At 46.2% G+C, this 15,721-nt stretch carries 16 protein-coding genes; 11 read left to right on the top strand and 5 right to left on the bottom strand.

The features are described 5' to 3' along the window. Positions 1 to 262: 262 nt before the first annotated feature. Together L4D19_RS00895 and L4D19_RS00890 are read right to left on the bottom strand one after the other, a co-directional pair. Positions 263 to 709, bottom strand: coding sequence for an SRPBCC family protein (locus L4D19_RS00895; RefSeq protein ID WP_428450739.1), 447 nt, complete (start codon positions 707 to 709; stop codon positions 263 to 265). Between the two features lie 915 nt (positions 710 to 1,624). Beyond that, positions 1,625 to 2,218, bottom strand: coding sequence for a hypothetical protein (locus L4D19_RS00890; protein WP_428450738.1), 594 nt, complete (start codon positions 2,216 to 2,218; stop codon positions 1,625 to 1,627). Positions 2,219 to 2,533: 315 nt separating this feature from the next. Between L4D19_RS00890 and L4D19_RS00885 the strand changes: the two genes are divergently transcribed. From L4D19_RS00885 to L4D19_RS00870, 4 genes are all read left to right on the top strand, one after another. Continuing rightward, a complete protein-coding gene (locus L4D19_RS00885; protein ID WP_428450737.1) occupies positions 2,534 to 3,043 on the top strand; it encodes a porin family protein in 510 nt (169 codons plus the stop codon). Between the two features lie 477 nt (positions 3,044 to 3,520). Then, positions 3,521 to 4,729 (top strand): NupC/NupG family nucleoside CNT transporter, encoded by a 1,209-nt coding sequence (locus L4D19_RS00880; RefSeq protein ID WP_075767672.1) that lies wholly within the window; start codon positions 3,521 to 3,523, stop codon positions 4,727 to 4,729. Positions 4,730 to 4,849: 120 nt separating this feature from the next. Continuing rightward, entirely contained in the window at positions 4,850 to 5,170 is a 321-nt protein-coding gene (locus tag L4D19_RS00875) for a hypothetical protein (protein WP_428450736.1), read from the top strand. A 14-nt stretch (positions 5,171 to 5,184) separates the two neighbouring features. After that, the gene (locus L4D19_RS00870; protein ID WP_428450735.1) at positions 5,185 to 5,328 is read left to right on the top strand and encodes a hypothetical protein; all 144 of its coding nucleotides are present in this window, start codon (positions 5,185 to 5,187) and stop codon (positions 5,326 to 5,328) included. Here the strand turns inward: L4D19_RS00870 and L4D19_RS00865 are convergent. Next, entirely contained in the window at positions 5,309 to 6,181 is an 873-nt protein-coding gene (locus tag L4D19_RS00865; RefSeq protein WP_428450734.1) for an NAD(P)-dependent oxidoreductase, read from the bottom strand. The genes L4D19_RS00870 and L4D19_RS00865 overlap by 20 nt on opposite strands. A 203-nt stretch (positions 6,182 to 6,384) precedes the next feature. On the opposite strand from L4D19_RS00865, the gene L4D19_RS00860 reads away from it, so the two are divergent. From L4D19_RS00860 to L4D19_RS00840, 5 genes are all read left to right on the top strand, one after another. After that, positions 6,385 to 6,921, top strand: a complete 537-nt coding sequence (locus L4D19_RS00860) for a hypothetical protein (protein ID WP_428450733.1) — start codon at positions 6,385 to 6,387, stop codon at positions 6,919 to 6,921. Between the two features lie 251 nt (positions 6,922 to 7,172). After that, the gene (gene secD, locus L4D19_RS00855; protein ID WP_428450732.1) at positions 7,173 to 8,999 is read left to right on the top strand and encodes a protein translocase subunit SecD; all 1,827 of its coding nucleotides are present in this window, start codon (positions 7,173 to 7,175) and stop codon (positions 8,997 to 8,999) included. A 12-nt stretch (positions 9,000 to 9,011) separates the two neighbouring features. Beyond that, positions 9,012 to 9,902, top strand: coding sequence for a protein translocase subunit SecF (gene secF, locus L4D19_RS00850; RefSeq protein WP_428451390.1), 891 nt, complete (start codon positions 9,012 to 9,014; stop codon positions 9,900 to 9,902). A 319-nt stretch (positions 9,903 to 10,221) separates the two neighbouring features. Then, the gene (locus tag L4D19_RS00845; RefSeq protein ID WP_428450731.1) at positions 10,222 to 10,929 is read left to right on the top strand and encodes a hypothetical protein; all 708 of its coding nucleotides are present in this window, start codon (positions 10,222 to 10,224) and stop codon (positions 10,927 to 10,929) included. Positions 10,930 to 11,059: 130 nt separating this feature from the next. Continuing rightward, on the top strand, positions 11,060 to 12,247 hold the full coding sequence (locus L4D19_RS00840; RefSeq protein WP_428450730.1) for a cystathionine beta-lyase: 1,188 nt from the start codon (positions 11,060 to 11,062) through the stop codon (positions 12,245 to 12,247). Between the two features lie 73 nt (positions 12,248 to 12,320). On the opposite strand, the gene L4D19_RS00835 is transcribed toward L4D19_RS00840, so the two are convergent. Continuing rightward, entirely contained in the window at positions 12,321 to 12,905 is a 585-nt protein-coding gene (locus L4D19_RS00835; RefSeq protein ID WP_428451389.1) for an HD domain-containing protein, read from the bottom strand. Positions 12,906 to 13,111: 206 nt separating this feature from the next. Here L4D19_RS00835 and L4D19_RS00830 point away from each other — a divergent pair, with 206 nt between their 5' ends. Continuing rightward, a complete protein-coding gene (locus L4D19_RS00830) occupies positions 13,112 to 13,447 on the top strand; it encodes a hypothetical protein (protein WP_428450729.1) in 336 nt (111 codons plus the stop codon). A 162-nt stretch (positions 13,448 to 13,609) separates the two neighbouring features. Here the strand turns inward: L4D19_RS00830 and L4D19_RS00825 are convergent, their stop codons facing one another. After that, the gene (locus tag L4D19_RS00825; RefSeq protein ID WP_428450728.1) at positions 13,610 to 13,897 is read right to left on the bottom strand and encodes a hypothetical protein; all 288 of its coding nucleotides are present in this window, start codon (positions 13,895 to 13,897) and stop codon (positions 13,610 to 13,612) included. Positions 13,898 to 14,781: 884 nt separating this feature from the next. Here L4D19_RS00825 and L4D19_RS00820 point away from each other — a divergent pair. Next, positions 14,782 to 15,705, top strand: a complete 924-nt coding sequence (locus L4D19_RS00820) for a cation diffusion facilitator family transporter (RefSeq protein WP_428450727.1) — start codon at positions 14,782 to 14,784, stop codon at positions 15,703 to 15,705. Positions 15,706 to 15,721 lie beyond the last annotated feature (16 nt).

Below are 15,721 nucleotides of genomic sequence, written 5' to 3'. Positions count from 1 at the left end.
GTGTTCATACACCATATGCAATCGATTAGATCAAAGAATGGAATCTATGCCAAGACATTGAAATTATGACAACGCATGAGAGGGGCGCCGGGAGTATTGACATACTGATGTCATGAAGAGGTGGCAGTAACGAGGGGCCCAATAGGTGTACTGAATGCTTTGCTGTTATAACAGCAGACGAGGCAGGTATCACATGAATACTGATAACTGCCGAAGGTTCTGACTGAGCCTAGAGAAGCTTGATTTATTTACGAACACTTAGTTAATGCTTTTTCCATTCTGACTTGCCGTACTCGGCGATATTGGACAGTGCTTTTTTAATGTCTTTTTCCAGCAGCAGTTTGATGAGCCACCCTGTCCCCCGAATACGAGGTGAAAACTTGATCCGGTAATGGATTAAACTTTGGTTGGCATTGATACTTTGAAAACGGATCCAGCCACCGTGCTCATCGACAGGACCGCCTTCGATGATCTTGTAGTGGAGGTGCTCATTTTCTTTGTAGTCGATGATTTGCTCCCGAAATGTGAATGGCCCGGCAATCACTTTCCTGATGGCACCAATTCCGTTGATTTCAGGCTTTCCATGCTTAACGAGTGAATACTTGGCGTCAAAGAAGCGTCCAAGGTTTTCATGGTCAGAAAGCAATTGGAAAAGTACTTTCTTGGGCACATCAGCAGTTTGTTCTAAAGTGATGGTGTGTATACCCATGTTTTTGACCTCTTGTCAAGATGTAATATCGATGTTAACAAAATGTACTTGTGTGTCAATGCTTATCGGGTCTATCAATCAAGCTGTCTTGACGATCAAAAAGTCACTGGCAAACTTGGTATTCAATATGCAGTGGTATGATCATTAACAGCTTGATATTTAATTAGTTAGGACGGTATTGAAGCGAGTCTGTTAAAGAAAAAAGACAACAGTCACAAAAATAGTGCACGATAATAGTTGCAAAACAACTCATTGGCTCTTATATTGGAAAAGTTGATATGAATTAGATGGTGAAATTTTACTGAAGACTATGGAAAGCCTTAATCCGTTAAATAAGGTCGCTTCTGGAATCACCCCTACAAGATATCACGCAGTTCTTTAACTCCCTGAGCTTTTTATTGAATCTAGCTGTTGCTAGCTTTTCTATTTTAAAAAGTTGATTTGCCAGGGTGTAGTGAAGCTAAATGCTAACCTAACTGTCATAAGGATGTAATGAATCGTTGGGTATAGTAAAGCTGATTAGATGAGTAAGACGGTATTAAATAAGAGAGATATCAACCTTACTCGTTTTTGGAAAAAATGAGAGGTAAATTATGACTAATAGAAACCGCAGACAATGGTTCTATCATCAATCGCAAACAACAAATGTAAAAGGAAAGTCGAAGTAATCTTTTGAGTGCATTAGCACTAATGCTTTGATTCTTAACACCTTTGTTTTAAAGCGCGCCAGAAGCACAAGAAGTTGTAAGCGTGTTTCTGGCAATATCCCCCCCATAAATATTTATTTCCCGGCTCTTATTTTGATTTGGCTGAAATATATTTCATTTATTTGCTTAAGCAATCGTTTGCTATTTGTGGGAGATGCCAGAGCGTTGATTTGATATATAGCGAATCGCTGTGTGAAATCAATACTCGCTACTGATAGATTTTCCCTTCAACGGTTATATCATCAGGTATTTCGTTAAGTTGAATACCACCAAGATAAATATCACCTTTCACAACCAGGAACTTTGGCAGGGCTGTAATTGCCGAGTTGGCAAGATAAAGATCTCCACCAACGTAAAGGTATGGAGGAAGCTGTTCTATTTTCGTACCCATCAAACTTAGATCCCCTCTTACCTGAAGACCTGTATTTAGATATGTGACCTGAGAATGGGCAAGATTAATATAACCAAACACCGCTAACTGCCTTGGTAGTTGCTTGACGGCACTATACGCGAGATTTAGGTTTCCTTTCACTTTCAGTTTCCGCGGCAGTTGCTCTATGTTGCTGTATTCAAGGTTTAGGTTGCCATTGACTGTCATGGGATCTGGCAAGGTCAGTTTTTTTGCGTTTCGCAGAGATACATTACCGTAACTGTCTGTGTAGTTTAGCAGCTTTAGCTCGGAGACATACTGATTGGCCTGTGACTGGCCAGAAAAGAGTACCGTGAAAAAAACAATGGCAACCGTGGCTATCCAAGCCTGACAAGGAGAGGTTATTAACGTCTGAATTCTAGCGTTTGCCATCGAGATCCGCCTGTTATTTCTTATTAGCAAATTATGCCTTGCTCGAACAGATAGTCAATTCTAGGCATTGGATTCAAACCACAGTTTTCCTAAAGACATCCTGCAATATAAATGCTCCTTCAATGCTGTATGAAACTTGAAGTAACACTAATTAACCTCAAGAAACAGCCAGTGTTCAGCAAGAGTTCAGATATAAAACATTGTTTTCTATTTTAAGGTTGGGTTCAGTAAAGCGGTGTAGATTAGGCATCAACAAAACGAAGGGCCATGAGAAAAAGCTTCGCCCTTGAATAAAGACATTTAGGAGTATCACTGATGAAAAAATTAGCCGTTATCTCAACCATTACTTTGGCTTCTGTTGTGGCAATGCCGGCTTTCGCTGCCGACACTGACTGGTTCGTAGGTGCGGGTGTTGGTTATCAGGAAGATAGTATCAAAGGCGATTCTGCCCAAAACGGTGAAGATGCAACTTATCAGTTACGTGGTGGTGCCATCATAAATGATCATCATCGTGTGATGGGTACTTACAGCTATATGGATAAGTCATCACAGAATATGTTCCTGGCATCTTATGATTACCTGGTTCCTGTTGCCCAGCAGATTAACTTATTTGCAGGTGTATCGGCAGGTGTTGCGGACAGCAAGATTGCCGGTGAAAGCTCGTCGGATTTTGTTTGGGGCGGACAAGTGGGCGCAATGTACGAAATCAATGATAACTGGTCAACTGACCTGACTTATCGCTACCTTGATCAGGACTACAGCGAGAACAATACCAAGATTGATTACTCTCAACAAGTTGTCCTTTCTGTCGATTACAAGTTCTAATTCCTTGTACAGATGATTAAAGCAGCAAGAGGGGAGTAACACCCTTCTTGCTGTTTTTGCGTATACAGAATCATGCGGATCCTGACTGGCAGAAATAAAATCATATTTCGCAATAATTGCCTACTTCATGCGCAATCAAATCTAGATCACAAAAAAAAGCCGCTTTCGGGTTGTTAATGTGATCTGTATCTCTATATACTCCGCTTCCGGCCAGAACCATCGAGTTCAGCCACCTTAGTTACAAGCTGTCACCATGGATATGTGAACGACCCACGGAGTTGGACCGGCGATATTTTAGCTTGTTATCAAGGTGACTTGTATGTTGTATATATGGGCGGACACACCATTTTCTGAATATTCTCATTCAGAACCCTCCTATTTTGCTTTCTCCCTGAAAGCAGTGGCTCCTCTATTGCAACAGGCAGTAACACCTTCATATTTCGGCATCCCATTTATTAGAAGCAACAGGACGAAATAATGCAGTTGTTAATTAGTTTGGCCGGTATTTTTGTGCTGGTAGTATGCGCTTGGGCGTTATCTGAAAACCGTAAGGCAATCAACTGGCGTACCGTCGGTGGAGCGTTGTTTTTACAGGCAAGTTTTGCCGCTTTGGTATTGTATGTACCGGTAGGGCAAATGATGTTGGGAGCCATGAGCAGTGGCATCGCCAGCGTATTGGGCTTTGCCGATGAAGGAATTAAATTCCTGTTTGGTGACCTAGCTACTTCCGGTTTTATCTTTGCAGTCCGCGTCCTTCCTCTCGTTATTTTCATCAGTGCTCTGATTTCCCTTCTTTATTATCTTGGTGCCATGCAATGGGTCATTAAAGTGATCGGTGGTGGTATTCAAAAGGCGCTGGGTACAAGCCGTGCAGAGTCTCTGGTTGCAACGGGTAATATCTTCCTTTCTCAGGGTGAATCCCCGTTACTGGTTAAGCCTTTCCTTCCAAAAATGTCACGTTCTGAGTTATTTGCCGTGATGACCGGTGGTATGGCATCTGTCGCAGGTAGTGTTTTAGGCGGATATGCTGGGTTGGGTGTCGATCTGAAATACTTGATTGCAGCTAGTTTTATGGCGGCGCCGGGTAGTTTGCTGATGGCTAAGATTCTTGTTCCGGAGCAGGGCAAGGCACTAGAGCAAGCTGACATTGAAATGGCTAAAAGCGATCACAGTAACGCGATCGATGCGCTGGCAGCCGGTGCGATGAACGGTATGAAGGTCGCAGTGGCTATCGGTACGATGCTGATTGCTTTTGTGAGTGTTATCGCCATGGCCAATGCCGGTCTTGAGATGGTGGGTGAATGGGTCGGTGTCCAGAACCTGACGATGCAGGCCATCCTGGGTTATATCTTCTCGCCGCTGGCATTCATTATTGGTGTACCTGCGAGCGAAATGCTTCAAGCCGGTGCTTTCATTGGCCAGAAGATGATCCTGAACGAATTTGTTGCTTTCCTTGATTTCGTTAATGTCAAAGAAACGCTGTCTTCTCAAAGTCAGGTCATCATTACTTTTGCCCTGTGTGGTTTTGCAAACATCGGTTCGATTGCCATTCAGATTGGCTCTATCGGTGTAATGGCGCCAGAGCGTCGCGGTGATGTAGCGAGCCTGGGCTTTAAGGCTGTGCTTGCTGCTACACTGGCAAACCTGATGAGTGCGGCGCTGGCTGGAATTTTTGTTAGCCTGTAACTAATCATTTTCTTGGAAAACCGCCATACAGATGGCGGTTTTTTTATATCTTGAAAAAATATAATACGTTGTTTTATTATGGTGTCATTGACAGAGATATATAATAGGCAGGTTAATACAATGCGGGTTATTGTCATCCTACTAGCAGCTAGCCTCTGGTTAGTATCAGCCCAGAGTTATGCAGAAACCTTTTTGAATGACGCTGCATTGCTTAGCCAGCAACCAGAGTTCAGTGAGGAGCCCGCGCCTGATACCGCGACGAAAACGCGTGATAAGCAAGAAGATGTTGCTTTCAGTTTTCAGACAGAGCTTTCTTCAGCAAAGGATAACCAGATACCACGATATCAAGAATTTACACCGACTCATGAAGTGATGCGTGATGTCGAGGAGAAGCGTGAAGCGAATGATCGTCTATGGGAAGCTATTTTTAGCTTGTTCTGAATATGGAGCTAATCATGCAACCCGACCCGGCGAGTGTCAGGAAAGAGGCTGCCAAGCACACATTGATTGGCGTTAAGGCTGGTATCTGCTTCCTAATAGTTGCAGAGACCAGCCTGCATGACTGTCGCTTAGTGACGATTAGTCATCGAACTGCTTAATTAAGACCGAGGTATCTGCACGGTTAAACCCTCGTTCTTGAAGTTTGCCGTATTTCTCATCTACCTGCTTGGCGAGGGGGAGGTCGACGCCCAGCTTTTCTGCGGCCTCAAAGCAAATGCCAAGATCTTTACGCATCCAGTCAATCGCAAATCCAAAGTCAAACTTGTCCTCTGCCATGGTGACAGCGCGGTTTTCCAGCTGCCAAGATCCGGCAGCACCATGCTTGAGCACATCTGTCATCTTCTCGATATCAAGGCCCGCTGACTTGGCAAGCGTAATGGCCTCTGACAGCCCTTGTAACACTCCGGCGATACAGATTTGGTTGGCCATTTTGGTGATTTGGCCGTAACCGACATCTCCCATCAAAGTGGTCGCTTTGGCAAAGCAGTCAATGATTGGTTTTGCTTTTGTAAAGACTTCCTCGTTACCACCGACCATAACAGTCAGGCAGCCATTGACCGCACCAGCCTCACCACCCGATACCGGGGCATCAAGAAAATCGGTATTGATTTCCGAGGCTGCTTGGGCAATTTCGCGCGCAACTTCGGCCGATGCTGTTGTGTTGTCGATAAGGATTGCTCCTTGTTTGGCAGTAGACAGAATCCCATCGGCTGCCTTGTAGACCTGGCGGACGTCTTCATCATTACCCACGCAGGTGAAAATAAACTCGGCATCTTTTGCCGCTTCCGCAGGCGTTAGGGCGATGTTACCGTCATATTGCGCCGCCCATTTTTCTGCTGTGGCTGTTGTACGGTTATAGACAGTGACCTGGTGGCCGGCATTAGCCAGGTGCCCGGCCATTGGGAAGCCCATAGTGCCGAGCCCGATAAATGCGATGTGTTTGGTTGTCATGTGTTAGCTTCCCTGTGATGCAGTATGTTGATGAAATATAACGATCAAACTATTAACATTCAATGGCTATTTAGCGGTGGCCAGAAATAGAAAGTGTGATCAAGGGCAAATAATCCCTTGTGCAATTACGGTTGGCACCCTATGATGTTTCGGTTCTTATTTATGATGTTGAATATATGCTGGCGAGTTTATTTCGAGCAATAATGTTGGTGTTCTGTCTGGGCGTTGCTTCGTTTGCTCATGCCGAAACCGATCAAGCGGCTATCCGCTTGGCGTTGCCTGCCAGTGTCAGCCAGCATGTTACCGAATCTTCCAGGCTTGATTTGAACGATGCCAGTGCTCATACCGACAGCAGTCAGGCGGCGACAGAACAAGGTACGCTTGTGTGGGATTTTTCCCAGCACCACAGTTCTAAGTCTGAGTCCAAGTCCCAGCAGGGCAGTTCGCTGCCTCATAAACAACACTCCACTGAACATCGCGACTATGACCCGGCATTAATCAACTCTTCACGTATGGCCAGTTTGGCACACCATGATCCGGAAGAAGTGCAGCCTCTTTATCAACTGGCGATAGAATTACCGGTCGAACCGGCACCTTCTCTGGTTGTGGGTTATTGCGTCAACTTCAGTGACAGCCTTAATTGGATGTTGAATACAAATCCGCCCTCATGCCGAATATCGGGCTGGAAAGAGACTAATCTCACCTACACCCTCTACCAACCTCCTTTTCTCCGCACTTGAGAAATCTTGATCAGCGCAAGTTGCTGATGGGTCTTGCTGGCTATAGCAAGAAACCTGACTTGTCTGATCCAAAACCAGCGTTCGGCACTGCCGGCCAAGGCCGTTTGATGCCAGGAATGACTGGTTCCTACTGAGTTTACGTCACGTAAATTGCTGCGAGCTTATGCCTTGCCGCAATCTATTGTCGTGTGCTCAGGACAGATTGTTATTTCACCAGTTCTATCGCTGGTGAAAAAGATGGTGCATTACTAATGAGAAAAACCAATCAACAGCGGCTGCTTAACCACTATCCGGCTTGGAAATACGTGGTGCTGGTCGTTACCGTTATGATCATGCTGCTCAGCGCAATTCCAACCTGGTATGGGGAGGATGCTGCCGTGCAGATTGCCGCGTCGAATTCGAAGCTCCCGTCGGCTCTGGTACTTCAGCAACAGCTTACTAATGAAGGAATAGCCGTCAAACGTATTGAACAGCAAGATGGCAAAACTACTGTTGTTCTAGACAATGACAGTCAGCAGACTGCGGCAAGAACTGTGCTGGCTGATCTGATCAATGATAAGGCCAACGACAAGTCAGTTCTGACATTGGCATTGGAACCTGCAGCCCCGAAGTGGCTGCAGAGTATGGGATTTGCCCCGATTAAACTGGGATTGGACTTACGTGGTGGCGTCCAGTTTTTACTGGATGTAGATGTTGATCAAGTCTTCAAGGCCCAGGGTGAACAGCTAAGTGAGGAGCTTCGTCAGCAATTTCGTCAGGACGGGATCCGAGGCGCACGCGTCGAGGCTTCAGGCATGGATACGTTGATAGTCCGCCTGCCAGATGCCAAAGCAAATAGTGCGGTACGCCAGTTTATTCGCCAAAGCTATCCGCACTGGCAGCTCACCAATGCCAGCGGAGCGGGCGTAAAGCTGGTTCTGAAAGACGATGAGAAAACCGCACTGCGAAACCTCACGGTTCAGCAAAACCTGCAAACCATGCGAAGCCGTATCGAAGAGCTCGGTATAACTGAAGCCTTGGTGCAACGACAGGGAGAGAACCGCATTCGAATTGAACTGCCTGGCGTACAGGATCCCGCAGCAGCTAAAAGTGTCATTGGGGCAACGGCTAGCCTGGCTTTCTATGCGGTCAAAGAACCGGGAACCGGTAGCACCATGGAAATGAAGGATAAAGACGGTAGGCCGGTGAGAGTTGCACGCAAACCGGTGCTGGGAGGAGATCATATTGTCGATGCCCGTGCCAGCTTTGGCGAGATGGGGACGGCAGAGGTGAACATTACTCTTGACCATGCCGGTGGGAAAATGATGTCTGATTTTTCACGCGACAACATCGGCAAGCCGATGGCAACGGCATTCAGTGAATACAGTCGTGATAGCGAGGGGAATGCCAAACAAACCAGCAGCATTATCAGTGTGGCGACCATTCAGAGTCAGCTCGGAAATCGCTTCCGGATCACTGGGGCGGGGTCTATTCAGGATGCCCAGGAACTGGCCTTGTTGTTGCGAGCCGGCTCGCTGACAGCCCCGGTGACGATTGTCGAAGAGCGGACTATTGGTCCGACACTGGGGGCGGAAAACATCGAAAACGGCTTTGCGGCACTTGCTCTGGGGCTTGGTATGACCCTGCTGTTTATGGCGGTTTGGTACCGTCGACTTGGCTGGGTGGCTAACGTCGCTCTGGTGGCAAACATGGTGATGCTGTTTGGATTGATGGCGTTGATCCCGGGGGCAGTACTGACATTGCCTGGTATTGCGGGCTTGGTGCTGACTGTCGGTATGGCTGTTGATACCAACGTGCTTATTTTTGAGCGGATCAAGGATAAGCTGAAGGAAGGGCGCAGTTTTGCCCAGGCGATAGATCGTGGCTTTAGTAGCGCATTTAGCACGATATTTGATGCCAACTTTACCACGATGATCACAGCCGTCGTGTTGTATGCCATCGGAAACGGTCCGATTCAGGGGTTCGCCCTGACACTGGGGCTAGGACTGTTGACTAGTATGTTTACTGGAATTTTTGCTTCACGCGCCATTATCAATTTGGTGTGGGGACGTGATGCTAGCCGCGAAGTGAGGGTTTAAGTGATGAGTCATATGATAAAAAATGCAACCAAGTGGCGACACTTCACCAGCATCGTGTCTGTTCTGCTGATGGTTATTTCGATATTTATGGTTGCAAGCCGGGGATTAAACTGGGGATTGGATTTTACCGGTGGTGTTGTTAGCGAGATCCAGCTTGATCCGGTAATCACCAGCAGTGAAATTGAACCATTGCTGCAAGCCGGCCTGAACCAGGAAGTGAGTGTGGTGTCTGCCGGCGAGCAGGGGCGCTGGGTGCTGCGCTACGCCGTTCCGGAAAATACTGAACAAGTGCCATCCATCGATCTGCTCCTTGCCCCGTTGGCGACAGAGATCAGTGTATTAAATACCAGTATTGTTGGTCCGCAAGTGGGTCAGGAACTGGCTGAGCAAGGAGGGCTGGCGCTGTTGGTGGCGGTGTTATGTATCCTGGGCTATCTCAGCTACCGCTTTGAATGGCGACTGGCCTCGGGCTCGCTGTTTGCGCTGGCCCATGATGTGATTTTCGTGCTTGGCTTTTTTGCCGCGACACAGATGGAGTTCAACCTGACTGTCCTTGCTGCCGTTATGGCAATCTTAGGCTATTCACTCAATGACTCGATCATTATCGCAGACCGGATCCGTGAGTTGCTTATCGCAAAACCGGACAAGCCGATACAGGCGATTAACAACGAAGCGATTGCCGCGACATTCTCGCGTACCCTCGTGACATCCGGTACCACCTTGATGACTGTCGGTGCCCTGTGGTTGCTGGGCGGCGGGCCGCTGGAAGGGTTTGCAGTCGCATTGTTTATCGGAATTATTACCGGTACCTGGTCGTCGATTTCGGTCGGAACCTCACTGCCAGAACTGTTTGGTTTGCGTGCCGAGCACTACATGCCTAAACCACTGACAGATGAGCCGTAACAGGCCTGATAATAGCCTTTATGGCTCACGATACACCAAGGCCGCAGCTCGCGGCCTTGTCTATTTTTCTGGTCATTAAAGTGTTTTAAAGTAGAGACGCTTTGAATAAATTTGTCTTTTTTTCATTTTTATGCAGGCAAAATGCGAATAACTTGTCGATAATAATTTTAATATTTGTTTGCAAAGTGAGGCTCCTGTCACAGATATCCTCAAAATGGCAGTGATAAAGGTAGATATTAACCGGTATTAATATTGCATTTATCAATAGTGAGCATGAAGAGTCCTACTTAATACACTGATAAATGACAAGGGCGACATTATGTATGATACAGAAATGAAGCTAAACCATCAGATTGTTCAATTTGTAGAAACGCAATTGCATGAGTTGTTGTCACCTGAAGCAGACCAGGTACCAGCAGTACAGAATCACGAGAATATGCAGGCCGTTATGCTATCTATACTGGCCCAGTACCTGTCCGGGCTCAAAGCCATCAACTGTCTGCTGGGCAAAGGTTTTGTCGCCCAGACTCGGGGTATTTTCCAGACCTTGGGTGATGATTATGAAGATATCATTTTCCTCAGCCTGCCAAGCCAGGATGGTGAAGTTTCACCGCTGCATCATGAGTACCTGAAGAGTGCAGCTGGTGATGAGTGCCATGGCTGTTATAGCCCCGTGTCACGCTGTGAAATTCGCAATATGATCAAACGAGCTAAAAACATCAACCACAATGTTTTCCAGCTTTATCCAAAAAAGCAGGCCCTACAGGTGTTGCGTCCCACTGGCGGTAAGCCTTGCTCAGTGGATGTTGCCATCGATCTTCACCGTCACTTTGCCTACAAAGCGATTTTGCTAACGGTATTGTCGGCCAAAGTTGCTAACAACGTAGAGATTATGCGCGCGTGCCTGAATTATCGTGCTCATCTGGAAATGATTGATCCCCGCACTGTTGAGTTTATTGAAGCAGACTCCCCACAGAATCACACGCGTGAAATGGGTGTCGTTCCCCGTTATGCGGCGGCAAGGTAAAGAAAACCGACGGCTACCCAAGCCTTCATCAATTGTGTTAATTTCATATACCCAAGTATTTCTCGCTGAAACGGCTATCTTGAGGTAGTTTGGGTATAGAATGCTTTTGAAAAGGAAATTTGGGTAGATCATGGGAAAGAAAGAGTTAGATACTAAAATTGTGACTGCTGGGCGCACCAAGAAGTGGACCCAGCATTTGGTTAACCCGCCAGTGAGCCGAGCTTCGACCATTGTTTTCGACACTGTTGCAGAGATGAAGCATGCGACGGCAAACCGGGCCAATAAAGAACTGTTTTACGGCCGCCGTGGAACCAATACCCACTTTGCTTTTCAAGAAGCCATGGTTGAGTTGGAGGGCGGAGTAGGTTGTGCACTGTATCCATGTGGTACTGCAGCAATATCAAATGCAATCCTGTCCTTTGTTAAAGCGGGCGACCATATCCTGATGGTTGATGGGGTGTATGAGCCAACCCGAGATTTCTGCGATAAGATGCTGGATAAAATGGGTGTGGAGACAACCTATTATGATCCGATGATTGGTGAGGGGATCCGGGATTTGATCCGCCCGAATACCACTGTACTATTTCTTGAGTCTCCGTGCTCAATCACCATGGAAGTACAGGATGTGCCAACCTTGGCACGCATTGCCCATGAGCATGATCTTGTCGTGATGTTGGATAATACCTGGGCCTCTCCCATTAACTTCCAGCCTTTTGAGCACGGTGTTGATATTTCGATTCAGGCCGCAACGAAATACATTGTCGGCCACTCTGATGTCATGCTCGGTACGGCGACGGCTAATGAACGCTGCTGGGATCAGTTGCGCGAGAATAGCTACCTGATGGGCCAGTGTACGTCTCCTGATGATGTCTACCTTGCAATGCGCGGATTGCGTACGCTAGGTGTCCGCCTGAAACAGCATGAGCAGAATAGCCTGAAAATTGCCAAATGGCTGGCAGAGCGTGAAGAAGTCGATCATGTCCGTCACCCTGCCTTGGAAAGCTGTGAAGGGCACGAATTCTACCAGCGTGACTTCAAAGGTTGTAACGGCCTCTTTTCACTGGTGCTGAACCGCGGAAATACCGAGGCGCTAACAGCACTGCTGGACGGGATGGAGCACTTTAGCATGGGGTACTCCTGGGGCGGTTTTGAAAGCCTGATTTTGGCCAATGAGAATATCAACACGATCCGTACCGCCAAGAAAAAAGACTTTGCCGGACCAATGTTACGCCTGCATATCGGCCTGGAAGACTGTGACGATCTAATTCGTGACTTGGAAAAAGGGTTTGAGCGCTTTAATGCTGTGCTGAACAGCTAGTACTGTCCGGGTAACTAAGGTATATCAGACAGGCCGCTTTTGCGGCCTGTTTGCGTTTAGAAAAGGGGGCGTTTTATTGTTCGATTTCATCTTGAAGCTGGGCTAAAAACCCTTTCATGTAAGCCGTTCGTTTGTGCGCTTCTCTTCTTCCTGCCTCCGTGTTCATTGTATTTTCCAGCTTGAATAGCTTGTTATAGAAATGGTCGACACAGAATGCCCGGTCGTTGTACTCGCGCTGCTGGCAAAACGGGTCGTCATCGGAGTAAAGGCGGGCATTGAATGAGCTGCTAACCTGGATACAGCGTGCGATGCCAATGGCACCGAGGGCATCTATGCGGTCGGCATCCTGGACTATCGCTGCTTCTATTGTTCGGGGGACGATATTGGCGCTGTAGCTATGGGCTTCAATGGCATGTTTGATTTCATCAAAAAAGATAACCGGATAGTTTATCTCCGCCAAGACTCGGATTGCTTCAATGCCGGCTAGTTTAGAGCTGTTGTGGCGCTCTGGGTGGTTTTTGGGCAGAGATACGCAATCATGAAGCCAGGCTGCCGGGATAACCACTTCCGGCTTGGCATTTTCAGCGATGGCGAATGACTTTGCTGCCGCAACAACACGTTCAATATGGCTGAGATCATGGGCCGGATCTGTGGTCATTTGTTGTACAACATAGTCTTTCAGTTGGTGTTCGAATTGTTCGAGTTGCAGTTCAGTCACAGCAATAACCTTAAATGATTCAATACGAGCTCAAGTCTTTGTCTAGACTAATGTTATACCCAACTACTTCAATATGCAGATTCAGAGTGAGACCAGCATCTTGGGGTTGCTTTTGCATTAGGCAGATTTAAGGAGCCAGAATCACCATGAACTATAAACTGACGGTAATCGCAATAGTGGCACTTGGCGTAATGGGGTGTAGCAGTTCGGAGGTTGAGAACTACCAGCTGTTTCCTGATGAGTATGTAAGTAATGTCGAGTATGACAGTATTTATCATTACGGTTATAACCAAGGCTGCGAGAGTGCATTGAATTTAAAAGGGCAGCCTGACATGGATTACCTGAAAGACATTACGCTAGATAACAGCGATACGCGGTTTAACGAAGGTTGGGATGATGGCAACGCGGCTTGCAAGGACGGTGTCCGAAGAATAATGCCAACGTCGAAGATCTCAAGTGTACCGGCACTGGGTACTTACTAATTTGGGACAGCAATTTTTCCTAGCTGATAATAAAGAAAAAAACAGACCCGAGGGTCTGTTTTTATTCTGCTCAATATTACTATCGGAAATGAAGAAATAAACCTAGCCTGATTTTTTTCTTAATCATTGTTGATACCGATATTTATATTATGCAACTGATGCTTACGCAGCAGTAGGTCTTGTCAGTGAGTATACTTGGCCTTCTCGGAATGCGACAGGAACAACCGCATGAACCTCTGGAAGCAGCAAGTATGCATCATCATTTGCATCATTATTCATTTCAACAACAATTTGAAGATGCTGATCCAGTGCTTTGTAGAGGTTTGGTTTATGTTGCTTATTACCTTGATTGCCAAACTGACTATAATGACCTTTACTGGAATATACCCAGATATTGAAAGGGTCATCGCCCCTTTCAAGTTGCTCGATAAAATCGGCGATATGTCTCATAAAAGTCCTTTTTGTCAATATCAATATCTTTGTATTGATGTGTCTATTATGGGAGGAAGACAGGATTTTTCAATTTGAATTCAGTAGCTTTATTCAAGTAATGTGATCTTTGTAGTGTTTTAAATGAAAACGACTAAGCACAAATATCCCATTTCCTACCTTCAGTGACGAATCACTAATAAAACAATACACAAATATACCAAATAGCAATATAGATAAATTGTTATTAAGTATTAAGATCTATCATTTAAATATATTTATTAATATCAAAAAATCGCTTTTAGATATTAATCTTGCTCGCTATTAAACTAAGTGCTTATTGGTTTAGGTATGCAATTTGTTGCCATTTATATTAGAAGATAATTTGTCACTAATGAAATATAAAAGTGAATTAGTACTAATTAGTGGAAAATTTGACGCTGAATATAATATCGTCAATTATTCGACTATTTCTTAGGCTTTATTCGGTCTTAAAATAATAATTGGCTGAGGACGAGGCATCATATCCATCGTCCGATATAACTCCATATGCTGTTGACGAAATTGCCGGGCAGAAGCGTCGTCGAAAGCGGGGGAGGTTGATGTGGTTGTGCAACCAATCAAATATAAACCCGTAATTGCAGTGACCAATGATTTACACATAGCTGAAACTCATTGAATTAGCGCTATCAGACAAGAAAATCACCAGATTAGCCGAACGGCTGGAAGGACTTAGATGAAGGTAGTGCTGGTTACCGTTAGTTAAGTGTAATTGATAGAATAAAATGCTGATAAGGGCAGGGTTGCGTACAAAAGCCAATGTCTTGATGCCTGCTGCCAATATTGTTCATGATTCGATCAGAATTCAGGTATCATAATTGGCTGTTCCATAACGAGATAAAGTCATGTCAGAGACCCCGGTAAAAGTTATTCAGAAGGCCACATGGGTTGGCTCGATCGCTAACGTCGGTTTGGCCGTATTGAAAATAACAGTGGGTAAGATAACAGGTAGCCAGGCGCTGGTGGCGGATGGCGTCCATAGTTTTTCGGATCTGGTTACCGACACGGCTATCCTTATTGGCTCCCGCTACTGGACGGCTCCGGCGGATAAGGGCCATCCGTATGGACATGGCCGCTTTGAAACGCTGACAAATATTTTTATTGGTGTGTTGCTGGCTTTTGTCGGCCTGGGAATAGGCTGGGATTCGATTAGCTCATTGGGCCATGATTCAACCACCAAGCCGGGAATGCTGGCATTTGTTGCCGCATTGGCTTCCATCTTGGTTAAAGAGGTTCTGTATCGCTGGACGCTCATCCAGGCCAAAAGAATCAATAGCCGGGCCTTGCACGCCAATGCATGGCACCATCGCTCCGATGCGCTCAGTTCGCTGCCGGTTGCTGTAGCTGTAATTGCTAATCTCTTTTTCCCGGATCTGCATTATCTCGATCAGGTGGCGGCACTGATTGTGACTGCGATGATCTTGAAAGCAGCTTTTGAGATACTTTGGCCTGCTTTGCTGGAACTGACTGAGGCTGAAGCCGATAGTGAGATAGAAGATAAGATTCAGAGCTATGCTGAGTCTGATCCCGATATCCGTGAAGTGCATGCAATTCGAAGCCGTCGTACGGGAAGTACGATATTGCTGGATTTTCACCTGTTGGTGGACCCATCCATGAGTGTTGATCATGCCCACACGATTAGCGAGAACTTCAAGTCACATATTCTCAAGCAAATCGATGAGGTCGTTGATGTGATTATTCATATTGAGCCTTATACCTGTGCTGAGCGGGTGATCAATCCCTGCTGTGAAGACAAGCAATGTGATTAAGCCGGCAGTTCCCGCC

This window comes from Photobacterium kasasachensis (assembly GCF_050336885.1).
In the GTDB taxonomy this organism is placed as follows: Bacteria; Pseudomonadota; Gammaproteobacteria; order Enterobacterales; family Vibrionaceae; genus Photobacterium; species Photobacterium kasasachensis.
Note: the sequence above shows the minus strand (reverse complement) of the source record. Positions and strands in the feature narration are given on the sequence as shown.